Here is a 15900-nt window from a genome sequence, read left to right on the forward strand (position 1 = left end):
AAAAATTTTTAATCTTATTTATTGAAACAGTCAATAATTTGATAGGCCACTCGTAATGCATCTGTAGCTTGTTCAAGCGTTACAACAGGAGTTGTATTGTTGTTGATTGCGTCTGCAAATGAATTTAACTCGTCCAAAATTGCATTATTTTGCTCTACATCAGGATTGGTGAAATAAATTTGTTTTTTTACACCTTCAGCATTTTGAAGAATCATATCAAAATCTCCAGGAACTTCTGGTGCATCTTTCATACGTACTACTTCGCATTTCTTCTCTAAAAAGTCAACTGAGATATAAGCGTCTTTTTGAAAGAAACGTGATTTACGCATGTTTTTTAATGAAATTCTGCTCGCAGTTAAATTGGCAACGCAGCCATTTTCGAATTCGATTCTAGCGTTGGCAATGTCGGGAGTATCACTAATTACAGATACACCACTTGCATGAATGTCTTTCACTTTTGAATTTACAACGCTTAAAATGGCATCAATATCATGAATCATTAAATCTAAAACCACAGGAACGTCTGTACCGCGCGGATTAAATTCGGCCAAACGATGCGTTTCTATAAACATCGGATTTTCGATCATGTTTTTTGTAGCAATAAAAGCAGGATTAAAGCGCTCTACGTGACCAACTTGCCCTTTTACATTGTATTCTTTTGCCAAAGCAATGATTTCTTCGGCTTCTTCTACAGTGTTGGCAATTGGTTTTTCAATAAAGATATGCTTTCCAGATTTGATCGCAACTTTTGCACATTTGTAATGTGAAAGTGTTGGAGTAACAATGTCAATCACATCTACAGCGTGAATGAGTTTTGCAATTGTGCTGAAGTTTTTATAGCCAAACTCTTTTGAGATTTTTTCGGCATTTTCTTGATTTTCGTCGTAAAATCCAACTAATTCGTATTTGTCAGATTGTTGTAATAAGCGTAAATGTATTTTACCAAGATGACCAGCACCTAAAACTCCTACTTTTAACATGAGAATGTATTTTAAACAAAAATATAATTTATTTGTTTAACGTGAAAATGAATTTAGCGAATTATTGGTTGTTGGCTGTTGGTTGTTTGTTGTTGGTCGTTTTTCGTTTGCTGTTTGTTTCTTTTGCAGCTTTTACCCTGACTGAAGTTGAAGAGCTCCTCCCGAAGTCTCGGGACACTCAGCCTTACAGATTGTGAGCTTTTAACTTTCGACTTTTGACTTTACACTTTATTATTTAAAAATCAATATTTGAAATCCTGTTTTGTTTCTTATTTTTGCGAAAATAAAACCTACCCATTTTGAGAGACACTGCCAAACATCAAGGACTTCGTAATCAATTAGTAACTACTTTAGAGCAAAAAGGAATTACTGACAGAGCTGTTCTGGAAGCGATAAAAAAAATCCCGAGACACCTTTTTTTAAATTCTAGTTTTGAAGATTATGCTTATCAGGACAAAGCGTTTCCTATTGGAGCAGGGCAGACTATTTCTCAGCCTTATACGGTTGCTTTTCAGTCGCAATTGCTTGAAGTTAAGAAAGATCATAAAGTTTTAGAAATTGGTACAGGTTCTGGTTATCAAACAGCTGTTTTGTTTATGCTTGGCGCTAAAGTATTTACTGTTGAAAGACAAAGTGAATTGTTTAAAACAACTTCTAATTTGTTTCCGAAATTAAATATTCGTCCAAAGCATGTTACTTTTGGAGATGGATATAAAGGATTGCCAAATTTTGCTCCGTTTGATAGCATTATAGTTACAGCAGGAGCGCCTTTTATTCCGCAACCTTTAATGGCTCAATTAAAAATAGGAGGAAGGCTTGTTATTCCGTTGGGAGAGGATGTTCAGATTATGACTTTATTAATCAGAAAGAATGAAACTCAATTTGAAAAACATGAGTTTGGAGAATTTAGATTTGTTCCTTTGTTGGAAGATAAAAATTAGAAAGAAAGGCCCGTTTTATGCGGGCTTTTTTACTGGGTTAGAATTGTGATGTATCTTTCTAAACTTTCTTTTTCTCTTTGTGCGATGTAAAGAAAAAAATCTTCTTTATCTTTTTTGGTTTGAGCTATTTCTAAAGATTGATAATATTGCATTCGATTTTCATAATCTCCTTTAATATTTGCTATAGGATAGCCTTTTTGCATCAAAATTAAATTCATAATTAGTCTTGACGTTCTCCCATTTCCATCAATAAAAGGATGAATTGTGATTAAACGTTCATGCATTTCAGCGGCTAAAATAACTGGATGTAGTTTACTTTTATTGATTTCGTACCAAATGAAATACTCTTCCATTTCCTGTTGAATCAGTAAAGGTTGTGGAGGCATGTGTGAACTTCCTTGAATCATTACTTGAACTTTTCTGTAACGACCGGCATCTTCAGGAATTATTCCACGAAGAATTAAATTGTGAATTGATAAAAGATCACGTTCGTTTAAAGAGTTACTTTTGCTCATCAATTCTTTTATAAAACCAATAGCTTCTTGGTGGTTAATAGCTTCAAGATGTTCACGCATACTTTTTCCCGAAATTGTCAAACCTTCATTGATAACCATATCTGTTTCGCGAAGCGTCATAGTGTTTCCTTCAATTCGATTGCTTTCAAAAGTATATTCTAGTTCGAGAGATTGTTTAATTTTGAAGCTGTCAAACTGACGATATGAATCTAATTTTTCTTTTAAAGAATCAATTTCTTTTAGAATTTTTTCTAATGAAGTGGATAATTTAAGATGTGAAACTGTTTTATTGTATTTGATTTCATCTTCGGCAACTTTCAAAGCCTTCAAAGCAAATTCATCATCACCAATTTCGTGAAGAATTTTCTCTTTAAGCCAAGCTACCATCAAAGTTTCATAATCAATCTCTAAAAGCTGAGATAATCTAATGACTTGATCTTTTGTTGGTTTTCTAGCTCCAGATTCAAATTTGCTTATCAATGCTTGATCAATGCCTGCGAGCTGTGCTAACTCGCGAGTTTTTATACCTTTCTGGTCTCTAGCATTTCTTAAAAGTGATTTCATTTTATGAAAAATTTAGTCTTGACAAAATTAGTCAATTTTTTAAACAAAAGAAAAGCAGCATTGTAGAATACTGCTTTATGATATTTTATTTTGGAGGAAGTGAACCGTCTTTTTTCATTTCTTTTACCACTGCTTGCATGATAGCGTCTACAGTTTGCCCTAAATCGGTAACATACTGCGACTCTGTTGTTCCAGTCCAAATTAATTTGTTTTGTTTTAATGAAAAAATATTGGTTTCAACCATGTAAGAAGTCGTTTCTTGGTAATATCCTGGATCGTAGAAATTTGGTGAATACATTCCATACCAATTTCCAAAACCGTAACCATACATTCCAGTATACATTCCGTCAAAACCGCCGTAATACATTCCAGTATAAGTTCCTGGAACATAATTTACTTCTTTTTCTTTGCTGACTAAACGCATGGTTACAACTCCGTCAAAATTTTCGTCTTGTAAAACCTTTAGTTTTTGTTCTTGTGTTAATTGTGTGGTTGCATTTAAGTATTGATACGAAGTTTTAAATATAGGACTGCTTGCTGCAATTCTGTTTTCGGTAATTCGTCTCGAAGCTTCATCTTTGACTAAAGCTACAACCAAAACTTTTTTAAATTGTTCCTGAGTGATGGTTACATCAGGATCTCTCCAGCTGTTTACAATAGAAGTATTACTGCCACAACTTGAAAACGCTGCAATAGCGAAAAACAAAACGAAGTACTTTTTCATATTTTACAGTTAAATTATTTTGTAATAAAAATAACGATAAAATATTATAAATGGATCATTATGAGAAAATTAAATTTTCTTTTAGTTATACGCTTTTTTGATGCGGTCTAAGTCGCGTTTTGTATCTTGTTCTTTTAGAGATTCGCGTTTGTCATAATTCTTCTTTCCTTTACAAAGACCAATCTGCAGTTTGGCTAGTCCTTTTTCATTAGTAAATAGTTTTAAAGGAATAATCGTAAGTCCTTTTGCTTGGACACTTTTATGAAGTGTTTTTAATTCTTTTTTATTTAGAAGCAATTTTCTTTCGCTTCTTGATTTATGGTTGAATTGGTTTCCAAAAGAATATTCTTCAATATAAGTATTAATAGCAAAAAGTTCCATGCCACTGAATTCACAGAAGCTTTCTGTAATATTTGCTTTTCCTAGACGTATAGATTTAATTTCTGTTCCCGCCAAAACAATTCCAGCAGTATAAGTATCGATTATTTCGTAATCGAATCTAGCTCTTTTGTTAAGTATGTTGACTGATTTTATCATGATTGCAAATGTAAGACAAAATTGAAACAAAATGGGGAGTCGAAGATAATTAAAGTTTTTTTTTAATCTATGATTTAAATCAGTATTACCGAAAAATCTTACTCATAAGTTTGCCTTGTAATTTTAAAAGACAAAATAATATGAAAAAGATTTTTACATTAGTGAGCATGGTGTTAATCGGGTTAACTGTTAAAGCGCAAGATTCATCTCAAGGACTAAAAGGGGCTTGGTTTGCAACTTCTCAATTCGGTTATCAGCAGACTAAAACTGGAGATGTTAAAGGTACAAATATATCTGTATTGCCAATAGTTGGTACGTTTGTTACACCATCTGTTGCTGTTGGAGCAGGAATTGGTTATATTAATATTAAATCTGAAGTAGCTGCAGGAACTGCTGCAAAAACAGATCTAATGGTTTTTCAGCCTTTAGTTAGAAAATATTGGAATGTAGCGGGTTCTTTATACTTTTTCGGACAAGCGGCAATTCCCGTTATAACAGGAAAAGAAAAAGAAAGTGACTTAAAAATAAATCAAGTTGGTTTATCTGTGTCTGGTGGTTTTGATTATTTTGTTACTAAGAATTTCTCTGTTGAGTTTTCTTATGATTTAGCAAATTTCACTTCTACAACTCTAAAACCAGAGAATGGAGAGAAAACAACGGTTACCAATTTTGGTTTAGCTCATGTGGCAAATGTTGAGCCATTATACACTAGTGTTTTAGGTGGAAGTAATCCAAACTTGACTTCTCCAATTTCTGTTGGATTTAAATTTGTATTCTAATTTATTCTTTATTTGATTAACGTAAAATTCTATTTTAGTAATTTTACAAAAAAAAGACCGTGCTATAGAAAGTACGGTCTTTTGATATTATTTAAAAAGTATTATGATGCAAAACCAATCTAAAGATCCGTTACACGGAATTACACTTCAAAAAATTGTCGAAACGCTAGTCGATTATTATGGTTTTGATACTTTAGGGGAATTAATTCCTGTAAAATGCTTTAATTCAAATCCGAGTGTAAAATCGAGTCTTACTTTTCTAAGAAAAACAGATTGGGCTCGTAAAAAAGTAGAAGAGCTTTATATTAAAACGCTTCATAAATTAAGCTGATTTTTTATAATTTATAAGAAATCATAACACCTCCACGATACGGAAGCCATTCTCCACTTTTGTTCCAGTGAACTGCTTTTTCGTATCTGCCTGGAGTTCCATCATTATATTTTCCGTGATAAAAACCTTGGTGCCATCCGCCGCCAACGAAAAAGTCAAGTAGAAATTTATCGCTTAGTTTCAGATTGTAACCAACTGTAGCTCCAATTCTGTAACCAAAACCATCTTCGTAGTGGTTAGTGTCCCAGTAATTCCATTTTTGTAATTTATATCTATCAGCTCCTATATGTGCTCCTGCATAAAAGCCATTGTATTTTTCTTTAAAATGGTATCGAATTTCTGGAGTAACCGTAACAAACTTCATTGGACTGTTTCCGTTAAATGATTCCCAGAAAGAAGCCATTACATCTACACTAAAAGTAGTTTTTTCTCCAATGCTGGTTTCGACTCCAATATTTGGAACTAATAACAGTGCAGTAGCTCCATTAAATTTTACAAATGTTTGACTGTGTAATTGTATACAACACAAAAGAACAAATAGGGCGGGTATTTTTTTCATAAATATATTTTGAAGTTCAAAAACAGCTGTTTTTAACTGATTTCGAGCGCAAATATAACGTATAATGCTTCATAGCTATTGTCTATAAGATTTTTTTAACAAGAAGAAAATCTTACTTTTCTAATAATGAATAGATTACCTTGTCAAGAAATTTTCCTTCCCAAAAATCACATTCTTTTAAATGAGCTTCTTTAATAAATCCGCATTTTTGTAAGACTTTTTCAGAGGCATGATTTTCTGGATCAATTACAGCTTCAATAGAGTGAAGTTTTAAATCTTCGAAACCATATTTAATAAGTCGGTTTACAGCTTCTGGAATAATTCCTTTTCCATGATGATCAGGTGAAAGCATATAACCAATTTCTGCTCGGTAATTTTCGGGTTGCATTCTGTAATAGCCAATAATTCCTAGCAGTTTAGGATTGCCTTTTAATCTAATTCCCCAGTTTATTCCGGTATTGTTTTCAATTTTTTCATCAATCATTCTAATATGTTCCAAAGCATCCTCATGATTTTTCACTAAAGGTCTCGGAATAAATTTCATGGTTTCAGGATTCGAGCGTAATTCGAAAACTTCTTGTACGTCTTTGTGTGTAAGTCTGTCTAGAAGTATACGTTCTGTTTCTATAATAGGAAATGGAGTGAAATTAAAGTCTAACATTTGGTTTGTTATAATATGGTAATACTGAATTTTGCACTGAAATCTTTGTTTTCGTCTAACGTCAAAATCCCTTCTTTTTGATATAAATCGCCTGTGTTTTCATCGGTGTCAGAATAGCCAAGCCATGGCTCAATACAGATAAAAGGTGCATTTTCTTTTGTCCAAATTCCTAAACTTGGAAAATCTTGATAATCAACTTTAACATACGGTTTTGAGTTATATAGGATAGTCAAAGATTTTGATTCTAATGTTTTAAAAATTAAAGCATCATTTTTAAATAACGCATAATTTAAAGGAACCAAATTGTTTTTTGTATCTAAAATTTTTGTCTGAGATGAAATCAAATCATTTTCAAGAATATAATATTTTAAATTTTCTTCTTTTTCGAATTGAAAAGCGTAATCCTCAAAATTGTTTGGAAGTGCAATTGCAGGATGTGCGCCAATGGAAAAAGGCATTTCTTTTTTTCCGTTATTGACTACTTTGTATTCAAGTTCTAATGCACTTTCGTTAAGTGTGTAAATAAGCTGTAATTCAAAATCGAAAGGATATTTCTGCAATGTTTCTTCAGAAGATTTAAGAGAAAAAATAGCTTTATTTTCTGTTTTTTCAAGCAAAGAAAACTCCATATCGCGAGCAAAACCATGACGTGGCAGATGGTATTCTTTTCCTCTGATTGTATAAGTGTTATTTTTTAAAGTTCCTACAATCGGAAAAAGAACAGGAGAGTGTTTTCCCCAAAAATCTGGATTGCCTTCCCAAATATATTCGTTGTTTTGATTGTCCTTTATAGAAAATAATTCAGCTCCAGTATGTTTGATTGAAGCTTTTAATGTTGAATTTGAAATAGTTGTAATCACGATGTTGAATATAAAATGAATGTCTTTTATAGAAATGTAAAGATATTTTTTAAAATTAAGTTTTTTTAAGAAAATAGTTTAAAATATTTTATTAATAAAATTTTGCTAAAATTGAATTTATATTTTGAAATTTCTCTGCAAATAGCTTTTTTTTTCATTAATTTGCTACATAAACAGCTAAAAAATATGAAAAAGCAATCTGCAAAAGCCATTTTAACCGCGGCTTTATTTTTTGGGATTTCTTCAGTATGGGCGCAGCAAACTCCGTCAGCGACAGCAGCAAATCCAGTTAACAATTACAATTATCATGATGCCTTTGGTCCGCATTTTTACACAAAAAATGGTACACCAACTCGTACTGCTAGCGGTCAGCCAGGAGTGGAATATTGGCAAAACAGAGCCGACTACCAGATTACTGCAAAACTGAATGCAACTACTAATGAGATTATAGGTACAGATGAAATTACGTATACTAATAATAGCCCTGAAAAATTAGGGTTTCTTTGGCTGAATTTAGATCAGAACTTATTTAAAGATGATTCAAGAGGAAATGCGGTTGTGCCTTTAACAGGAAGCCGTAACGGAGCTCAAGGACAAGTTTTTGATGGCGGAAATAAGATTAAATCTGTAAAAGTTATTTCTGGCGGAAAAACTAAAACAGAGGTTGAAGCAAAATATATTGTTACAGATACAAGGATGCAAGTTTTCCTTCCTCAGGAATTGGCTGCTAAAGGAGGTTCTGTAAAACTTAAAATTGAATTTTCTTTTATCGCACCTTTCGAGGGGTCTGATAGAATGGGAGTTTTAGAAACTAAAAATGGAAAAATCTTTACGATTGCGCAATGGTATCCGCGTATGTGTGTGTATGATGACGTGAGAGGTTGGAATACAGCTCCTTATTTGGGGGCGTCTGAATTTTACTTAGAATATGGTGATTTCGATGTAAAATTAACTGTTCCAGGAAACCATTTTGTAGTAGCTTCTGGAGAGTTGGTTAATGGTCAAGAAGTATTTTCTGCAGATCATTTAAAAAAATATAAAGAAGCTGCAAACAGTGATAAAACAGTTACAATTCGTTCTGAGCAAGAAGCAAACACTGCTTCAAGTGCTGGTGCAGATAAAACATGGCATTATAAAATCAAAAATGCACGTGATTTCTCTTGGGCATCATCTCCAGCTTTCATTTTAGATGGAGCTAAAATCAATCTTCCAAGCGGTAAAAAATCTCTAGCATTGTCTGCTTATCCAGTTGAGAGCGCAGGACAAGGGGCTTATGGACGTTCTACAGAATATGTAAAAGCATCAATAGAACATTATTCTAAGCAATGGTTCGAATATCCTTATCCAGCTGCTACAAACGTTGCTGGTAATGAAGGTGGAATGGAATATCCTGGAATTGTTTTCTGCGGATGGAAATCTAAAGGGCAAGATCTTTGGGGAGTTACAGATCATGAGTTTGGACACATTTGGTTCCCAATGATTGTAGGTTCAAACGAAAGATTATTTGCTTGGATGGATGAAGGATTTAATACTTTCATTAATTCTCTAAGTACGGCTGCATTTAACAATGGAGAATACAAAGAAGAGCCTACAAATTTGCATGAAATGGCAGAACCGTTTACAAGACTTGACTTAGAAACAATCATGAGTTCTCCAGATAATATGAAGGAAGCTAATATTGGTATGTTATGCTACTTTAAACCTAGCGCAGGTTTGGTGATTTTAAGAGAACAAATTTTAGGGAAAGAACGTTTTGATACTGCTTTTAGAACTTATATTCAGCGTTGGGCATACAAACATCCACAACCAGACGATTTCTTTAGATCTATGGAAAATGTGGCTGGAGAAGATTTAAGCTGGTTTTGGAGAAGCTGGTACGTAAACAACTGGCGTTTTGATCAAGGTGTTAATTCAGTAAAATATGTAAAAAACGATCCTGCTAAGGGTGCAGTAATTACTGTTGAGAATTTTGATAAAATGCCAATGCCGATTGTTTTAGATGTAAAAACAAAAAGCGGAAAAGTAACAAGAGTAAATTTACCAGTAGAAATCTGGCAGAGAAATAATTCTTGGTCTTTCAAACACAATTCAACAGAAGAAATTGAAAGCATTACTTTGGATCCAGATAATGCTTTTCCAGACAATAATACGTCTAATAATGTTTGGACAGCGGGAAAAGGTAAAATTGAAAAAGATCTTATTTTAGATCCATTTGTAGGAAGTTATATTACTTCAAAATCTCCTTTGACAATCGAGTTGACAGAGAAAAATAGTACTTTAAACGCAGAACTTCCAAACTATCCAAAATTTGCATTAGAGCCTGTTGCAAACGAAAAAGATACATTTGAATCGCATAGAGCTGGTTTAAAACTTAAATTTAATGAAGCCAAAAATGGTTTCGATTTAATACTTACAGGAAATGGACAAGTAATTCCGTTTACGAAAAAGTAAATTTTAGAAATATAAAGTATTTAGAACCCGATAATTAGAAATAATTATCGGGTTTTGTTTTTGAGTATATTCACAAAACGTAAAAAAAATGTTAGAATTTTCATTTTTTGTTTTGTAAATAAAAAAATAATGTACTTTTGCACCGATGAATAAAATAAGTTTACATATAACTTCTTTGTCACGGACAAACTCACCGATTACTTCTCCCGAAGTACGGACACTATCTCTATAGTGTTCACTGAGTTTTATAGCCGTATATTTATTCATATCCATTTTTCATTTTGAAATCACATAATTTGTCCATTGGACAAACATATCCTAAAACTATTTATTTTTTTGTAAATTTTCTTAATCAATGTTTTGATTTTGAGAATGTTACTTCTTTTATGCTTAATTTTATTGGATTCAATTCTGGATTTCAAACGAATCAATATGCTTTAATTTTTAACTCTAACTTCAATAATTGAAATGAAGATCTCTATTGTTGTAACTCAAGAAGAACATTTTAAGTATGCGCAGGAAATCTGCGATACGATAGAATCATCTGCCTTATTAAGAGGCACGGGGATTGCTAAAAGAACTCCTGAGTACATTCAGAAAAAAATGGCAAATGGTGATGCGATGATTGCTTTGGCAGACGGAAAATTTGCAGGTTTTTGCTATATAGAAAGCTGGCAGCACGGAAAATTCGTTGCTCATTCTGGATTAATTGTTCATCCTGATTATAGAAGTCACGGTTTGGCGAAAAAGATCAAAGCGAAAGTTTTTGATTATTCTTTGAAGAGATTTCCAGATGCTAAAATATTTGGTATTACAACTGGTTTGGCGGTTATGAAAATTAACTCTGAATTAGGTTATAAACCAGTTCCTTTCTCAGAACTTACAACAGATCCAAGTTTTTGGGCTGGTTGTAAAACATGTACAAATTACCATATCCTTCAAAGCAAAGAAAACAAAATGTGCCTTTGTACAGGAATGTTATACGACCCAAAAGAAAAACAAAAAACACCACCAAGACATCCTTTTAACGAGGCTGTTTTAAACAGACTTAAAAAAATCAAACAGGCATTATTCTTAAATAAAATTTTGTCATTATTTGTTTAAGTCAAATTAATTAGAAAAAATCTCAAACTGCTACATACGAAAGTATTAGCCTAAATTATAAAAAATGAAAAAAGTAGTATTAGCTTATAGCGGAGGATTAGATACCTCGTATTGTTTGAAATATTTAAAAAATGAAAAAGGATACGAAGTTCACACGGTTCTTGTTGACACAGGAGGATTTTCTGCTGAAGAATTATCAGCTATTGAAAAAAGAGCTTACGAGTTAGGAAGTGCACAACACGCAAACCTAACAATCGTAGACAAATATTATGATAAAGCTATTAAATATTTGATTTTCGGAAATGTATTGAAAAATAATACCTATCCGTTATCAGTAAGTGCAGAGCGTGTTTTTCAAGCTATTGAAGCAATTAAATATGCTAAAAAAGTAGGGGCAAGCGCCATTGCACACGGAAGTACAGGTGCAGGAAATGACCAAATTCGTTTTGATTTGATTTTCCAAACTATTGCTCCGGAAATCGAAATCATTACACCAATTAGAGATTTAAAATTGTCAAGACAAGAAGAAGTTGATTACTTATCTCAAAATGGAGTTCACTATTCTTGGGAAAAAGCACAATATTCTATCAATAAAGGACTTTGGGGTACAAGTGTTGGAGGAAAAGAAACTCTAACTTCAGGACAACCATTGCCAAGTGAAGCTTACCCTTCTCAATTGCAAAAAGAAGGTGAAGAAAAAGTAACGCTTCATTTCGAGCAAGGAGAGTTAGTTGGTTTAAACGGAAAAACGGACAAACCATCAAACAATATTGTAGCGCTTGAAAAATTAGCAAACGCTTATGCAATTGGTAGAGATATTCACGTTGGAGATACGATTATCGGAATTAAAGGTAGAGTTGGTTTTGAAGCTGCTGCTCCGTTAATCATCATCAAAGCGCACCATTTATTAGAGAAACACACTCTTGGTAAATGGCAACAATATTGGAAAGAGCAATTAGGAAACTGGTACGGAATGTTATTTCACGAAGGTCAGTTTTTAGATCCTGTAATGAGAAACATCGAAACTTTTTTGCAAGACACTCAAAAAACAGTAAATGGAACAGTAACTGTTTCATTAAAACCATATCATTTCTCACTTGACGGAATCGAATCTGAAAATGATTTGATGAATACTGGTTTCGGTCAGTACGGCGAAATGAACAATGCTTGGACATCTGAAGATGCAAAAGGATTTATTAAGATTTTAGGAAATGCTCAAAATATTTTCTCATCTGTAAACAAATTAGATCATGATTAATGTCGGAATTATTGGTGGTTCTGGCTACACAGCTGGAGAACTCATCAGAATTTTAATGTATCATCCAAAAGTAAACATCGATTTTGTTTACAGTACAACTAATGCCGGGAAACCACTTTCTGTAGCGCACCATGATTTGATGGGCGATATTGAAATGAATTTCACAGCTGAAATCAATCCGAATGTGAATGTTGTTTTCTTGTGTTTAGGTCACGGAAAATCGATTTCATTTTTGAAAGAAAATCAGTTTGCAAGTCATACTAAAATCATTGATTTAGGAAACGATTTCAGATTGAATGCAGCTGCGCATTTCGAAGGAAAAGATTTCGTTTACGGATTGCCTGAAATCAATAAAGCAGAAATTAAAAAAGCAAATTATATTGCCAATCCAGGTTGTTTTGCAACGGCTATTCAGTTGGCTTTATTGCCTTTAGCAGAACACAATTTGTTGAATAACGATGTTCATATTAATGCGACAACAGGAAGTACGGGAGCAGGAGTAAGTCTTTCAGAAACTTCTCATTTCAGTTGGAGAAACAATAATATGTCGCATTATAAAGCTTTTGAACACCAGCATTTAGGTGAAATTTCAGAAAGTTTGGTGCAATTGCAAGATGATTTTGACAGCGAATTGCTTTTTATTCCGAACAGAGGAGATTTTCCAAGAGGAATTTTTGCGACGCTTTACACATTATGCGATGATAGTTTGGAGCAATTAGTTGAAAAATACGAAGAGTTTTATAAAAATGAGCCTTTTGTAACGGTAACAACTACCAACATCAACATGAAACAAGTGGTTCAAACGAACAAATGTATCATTAGTTTATTGAAAAAAGGAAACCGGGTTCTCATAACATCGATTATAGATAATTTAACCAAAGGTGCTTCAGGACAAGCGATTCAAAACATGAATTTAATGTTCGGATTAGAAGAAACCACAGGTTTACATTTGAAACCAAGCGGATTTTAATTTTTTAGTTTCAAGTTTAAAGTTTCAGGTTTCACGTTAATCTGAAATATGAAAAAGAAACATAACTAGTTTCAAGTTTAAAGTTTCAAGTTGCACGTTCTGCAGATAACTTGAAACATGACCCGAGGCTGAAAGCCGAATAGGCGAAGCAAACCTGAAACAAAATAAACAAAACAAAATGAACTTATTCAACGTTTACCCATTATACGACATTACTCCAGTAAAAGCAATTGATTGCAAAATCATCGATGACAAAGGAGTAGAATATTTAGATTTATACAGCGGACATGGTGTGATTTCTATCGGACACACGCAACCGGATTATGTAGCAAAACTTAAAAATCAAATCGATCATTTAGGTTTTTATTCGAATGCAATTCAGAATCCTTTGCAGGTTGAATTGGCACAGAAATTAGGAAAGCTTTCAGGTTTAGAAGATTATGAATTGTTTTTATGCAGTTCTGGAGCTGAAGCAAACGAAAATGCTTTGAAATTAGCTTCTTTCCACAACGGAAAATCAAGAGTTGTGGCTTTTCATAATTCTTTCCACGGAAGAACTTCTGCAGCAGTTGCCGTTACTGATAATAAAAAGATTGTTGCGCCAATAAACGCTCAGCAAGAAGTAACATTTTTACCTTTAAACCAAATCGAATTGGTTGAAGCTGAATTAGTAAAAGGTGATGTTACAGCTGTAATTATTGAAGGAATTCAAGGAGTTGGAGGTTTAGACCAAGGAACAACAGAGTTTTTCCAAGCTTTAGAAAAAGCATGTAAAAAACACGATGTTGTTTTAATCTTAGACGAGGTACAGTCAGGATACGGAAGAAGCGGGAAATTCTTCGCTTTCCAACACCACGGAATCAATGCTGATATTATTTCAGTTGCAAAAGGAATGGGGAATGGTTTTCCAGTTGGAGCAATTTTGATTTCTCCAAAATTCGAAGCAAGTTTCGGATTATTAGGAACTACTTTCGGCGGAAGCCACTTGTCTTGTGCAGCAGGAATTGCAGTTTTAGATGTAATTGAAAAGCTTGATTTACAAAAGAATGTAAATGAAGTTTACGAATATTTTTTAGAAAAAATCAAAGAAGTGGAAGGAATCAAACAAGTAAAAGGAAAAGGCTTGATGCTTGGAGTAGAGTTTGATTTTGATGTAGCGGCTTTAAGAAAGAAATTAATTATTGAAAAACACATTTTTACAGGAAGCGCGAACAATAAAAATCTATTAAGAATTTTACCGCCTTTAACTGTGAAAAAAGCGGATATCGATACGTTTGTAAAAGCGTTGAAAGAAAGTTTAGAAGAACTTAAAAACTAAGTTTGCCTATAACTGTTAATTCGTTTAATCGTTTAACTGGTTAATCGATTAAACGAATTAACGATTAACCAATTAAACCCAAAAGAATGAAACCATTATCAATTGAAAAACGCAATGCGGTTTTGCGGACTATGGCAAAGCTGGTCGAACAAGAGCGGAATCAGATCATTTTGACCAATCAGGAAGATCTTAGCGATTACGACGGTTCGGATTTAGCGATGGAAGAACGCCTGAAAGTAGATGATAAAAAAGTCGATGAAATGATTTTGTCATTGAATCAGTTAGCTTCACAGGAAGACCCCATCGGCATTGAGCGTTTTCATTTTACTCATGATAATGGAATTAAAGTGGTGAATAAAACCGCAGCTTTCGGAACCATTTTGATTATTTACGAATCTCGTCCAGATGTTACAATCGAAGCTGGCGGAATCGCTTTCAAATCAGGAAGTAAGATTTTATTAAAAGGCGGAAAAGAATCTCTAAAATCAAACTTAAAGATTGTAAGCCTTTGGCATAAAGCCTTAGAAGAGAATGGAGTTTCAAAAGATTGGGTCGAATATCTGAATTATAACAGAACCGAAACTCAGGCATTTTTAGAAAAACCAACTCAAAAAGTAGATTTAATTGTTCCGAGAGGAGGAGAAAAATTAATTGAGTTTGTAAAAGCACACGCGACTTGTCCGGTAATCGTAAGTGGACGCGGCAATAATTTTGTTTACGTTCATGAAGATGCTGACACTGATTTGGCTTTAAAAGTAATTTTAAATGCTAAAACGGCTAAAATTTCGGCTTGTAATGCTTTAGATAAAGTTTTGATCAGTTCGAAACTTCCAAATTTTGAAGGGTTTACCGCGATGTTAATTGAAGCTTTAATCGAATCTAAAGTGGAAGTAATTGTTGATAAATCGTTAGAGAATTTCGAAAATACGAAAACAATTCAAAACGAAGATATTTGGTACGAAGAGTTCCTAGATTATAAAATCGTAATCGGAACCATCGATTCTCAGGATCACGCCATTGATATGATTAATAAATACTGCGGAGGACATTCTGCAGCGATTATTACAAGAGATAATGAAGTTGCACAACAGTTTATGGAATCCATAGACGCAGCAGCGGTTTACCAAAATGCATCAACTAGATTCACAGATGGCGGACAATTCGGACTTGGTGGAGAATTAGCAATTAGTACTGATAAACTGCATCAAAGAGGACCAATTGGTTTACAGCATTTGGTAACCAATAAATGGTATGTTTACGGAGAGGGACAAATTAGATAATGTGTCAATTAGATAATTAGAAAATTTTCATTTTGAGAAAAAAGACTTAGAATCTTAGTATCTCAGAA

17 protein-coding genes are annotated in these 15900 nt (G+C 33.4%); 9 read left to right on the forward strand and 8 right to left on the reverse strand.

The window, feature by feature from the left end; genetic code table 11:
* Positions 1 to 14: 14 nt before the first annotated feature.
* On the reverse strand, positions 15 to 980 hold the full coding sequence (locus tag ABTV69_RS14175) for a Gfo/Idh/MocA family protein (RefSeq protein WP_433829801.1): 966 nt from the start codon (positions 978 to 980) through the stop codon (positions 15 to 17).
* Between the two features lie 299 nt (positions 981 to 1279).
* On the opposite strand from ABTV69_RS14175, the gene ABTV69_RS14180 reads away from it, so the two are divergent.
* Positions 1280 to 1921 (forward strand): protein-L-isoaspartate(D-aspartate) O-methyltransferase, encoded by a 642-nt coding sequence (locus tag ABTV69_RS14180; protein ID WP_433829803.1) that lies wholly within the window; start codon positions 1280 to 1282, stop codon positions 1919 to 1921.
* 29 nt (positions 1922 to 1950) lie between these two features.
* On the opposite strand, the gene ABTV69_RS14185 is transcribed toward ABTV69_RS14180, so the two are convergent.
* The 3 genes from ABTV69_RS14185 to smpB all read right to left on the reverse strand — a co-directional run bounded on the left by ABTV69_RS14185 (position 1951) and on the right by smpB (position 4261).
* Positions 1951 to 3000, reverse strand: a complete 1050-nt coding sequence (locus ABTV69_RS14185) for a Fic family protein (protein ID WP_433829805.1) — start codon at positions 2998 to 3000, stop codon at positions 1951 to 1953.
* 85 nt (positions 3001 to 3085) lie between these two features.
* Positions 3086 to 3724 carry a hypothetical protein gene (locus tag ABTV69_RS14190; RefSeq protein WP_433829807.1) on the reverse strand — a complete coding sequence of 213 codons (639 nt, stop codon included), beginning with the start codon at positions 3722 to 3724 and terminating at the stop codon, positions 3086 to 3088.
* Positions 3725 to 3805: 81 nt separating this feature from the next.
* Positions 3806 to 4261, reverse strand: a complete 456-nt coding sequence (gene smpB, locus ABTV69_RS14195; RefSeq protein ID WP_095927676.1) for an SsrA-binding protein SmpB — start codon at positions 4259 to 4261, stop codon at positions 3806 to 3808.
* 140 nt (positions 4262 to 4401) lie between these two features.
* Here smpB and ABTV69_RS14200 point away from each other — a divergent pair, with 140 nt between their 5' ends.
* Positions 4402 to 5040 (forward strand): hypothetical protein, encoded by a 639-nt coding sequence (locus ABTV69_RS14200; RefSeq protein ID WP_433829809.1) that lies wholly within the window; start codon positions 4402 to 4404, stop codon positions 5038 to 5040.
* A gap of 106 nt (positions 5041 to 5146) precedes the next feature.
* Positions 5147 to 5371, forward strand: coding sequence for a VF530 family DNA-binding protein (locus ABTV69_RS14205; RefSeq protein ID WP_433836712.1), 225 nt, complete (start codon positions 5147 to 5149; stop codon positions 5369 to 5371).
* 4 nt (positions 5372 to 5375) lie between these two features.
* On the opposite strand, the gene ABTV69_RS14210 is transcribed toward ABTV69_RS14205, so the two are convergent.
* The 3 genes from ABTV69_RS14210 to ABTV69_RS14220 all read right to left on the reverse strand — a co-directional run bounded on the left by ABTV69_RS14210 (position 5376) and on the right by ABTV69_RS14220 (position 7451).
* Positions 5376 to 5930, reverse strand: a complete 555-nt coding sequence (locus tag ABTV69_RS14210; RefSeq protein ID WP_433829811.1) for a DUF3575 domain-containing protein — start codon at positions 5928 to 5930, stop codon at positions 5376 to 5378.
* A gap of 112 nt (positions 5931 to 6042) precedes the next feature.
* Positions 6043 to 6591, reverse strand: coding sequence for a GNAT family N-acetyltransferase (locus ABTV69_RS14215; protein ID WP_433829813.1), 549 nt, complete (start codon positions 6589 to 6591; stop codon positions 6043 to 6045).
* An 8-nt stretch (positions 6592 to 6599) separates the two neighbouring features.
* A complete protein-coding gene (locus ABTV69_RS14220) occupies positions 6600 to 7451 on the reverse strand; it encodes an aldose 1-epimerase family protein (RefSeq protein WP_433829815.1) in 852 nt (283 codons plus the stop codon).
* 186 nt (positions 7452 to 7637) lie between these two features.
* Between ABTV69_RS14220 and ABTV69_RS14225 the strand changes: the two genes are divergently transcribed.
* Positions 7638 to 9902, forward strand: coding sequence for a M1 family metallopeptidase (locus ABTV69_RS14225; protein WP_433829817.1), 2265 nt, complete (start codon positions 7638 to 7640; stop codon positions 9900 to 9902).
* A gap of 3 nt (positions 9903 to 9905) precedes the next feature.
* Here the strand turns inward: ABTV69_RS14225 and ABTV69_RS14230 are convergent, their stop codons facing one another.
* Positions 9906 to 10169 (reverse strand): hypothetical protein, encoded by a 264-nt coding sequence (locus ABTV69_RS14230; RefSeq protein ID WP_433829819.1) that lies wholly within the window; start codon positions 10167 to 10169, stop codon positions 9906 to 9908.
* Positions 10170 to 10370: 201 nt separating this feature from the next.
* Between ABTV69_RS14230 and ABTV69_RS14235 the strand changes: the two genes are divergently transcribed.
* The 5 genes from ABTV69_RS14235 (at position 10371) to ABTV69_RS14255 (ending at position 15832) form a co-directional block, all read left to right on the forward strand.
* Positions 10371 to 11006, forward strand: coding sequence for a GNAT family N-acetyltransferase (locus ABTV69_RS14235; RefSeq protein ID WP_433829821.1), 636 nt, complete (start codon positions 10371 to 10373; stop codon positions 11004 to 11006).
* 64 nt (positions 11007 to 11070) lie between these two features.
* Complete coding sequence (locus ABTV69_RS14240; protein WP_433829823.1) at positions 11071 to 12264, forward strand: argininosuccinate synthase; 1194 nt, start codon at positions 11071 to 11073, stop codon at positions 12262 to 12264.
* Entirely contained in the window at positions 12257 to 13234 is a 978-nt protein-coding gene (gene argC, locus ABTV69_RS14245) for an N-acetyl-gamma-glutamyl-phosphate reductase (protein ID WP_433829825.1), read from the forward strand. Before ABTV69_RS14240 ends, argC begins: the two co-directional genes overlap by 8 nt.
* A 178-nt stretch (positions 13235 to 13412) precedes the next feature.
* Positions 13413 to 14552: an aspartate aminotransferase family protein gene (locus tag ABTV69_RS14250; protein WP_433829827.1), complete on the forward strand. Its 1140-nt coding sequence runs from the start codon at positions 13413 to 13415 to the stop codon at positions 14550 to 14552.
* An 86-nt stretch (positions 14553 to 14638) separates the two neighbouring features.
* On the forward strand, positions 14639 to 15832 hold the full coding sequence (locus tag ABTV69_RS14255) for a glutamate-5-semialdehyde dehydrogenase (RefSeq protein ID WP_433829829.1): 1194 nt from the start codon (positions 14639 to 14641) through the stop codon (positions 15830 to 15832).
* The last annotated feature ends 68 nt before the right edge of the window (positions 15833 to 15900 follow it).

It is taken from the genome of Flavobacterium anhuiense (assembly GCF_050990855.1).
GTDB classification, from domain to species: Bacteria; Bacteroidota; Bacteroidia; order Flavobacteriales; family Flavobacteriaceae; genus Flavobacterium; species Flavobacterium anhuiense_C.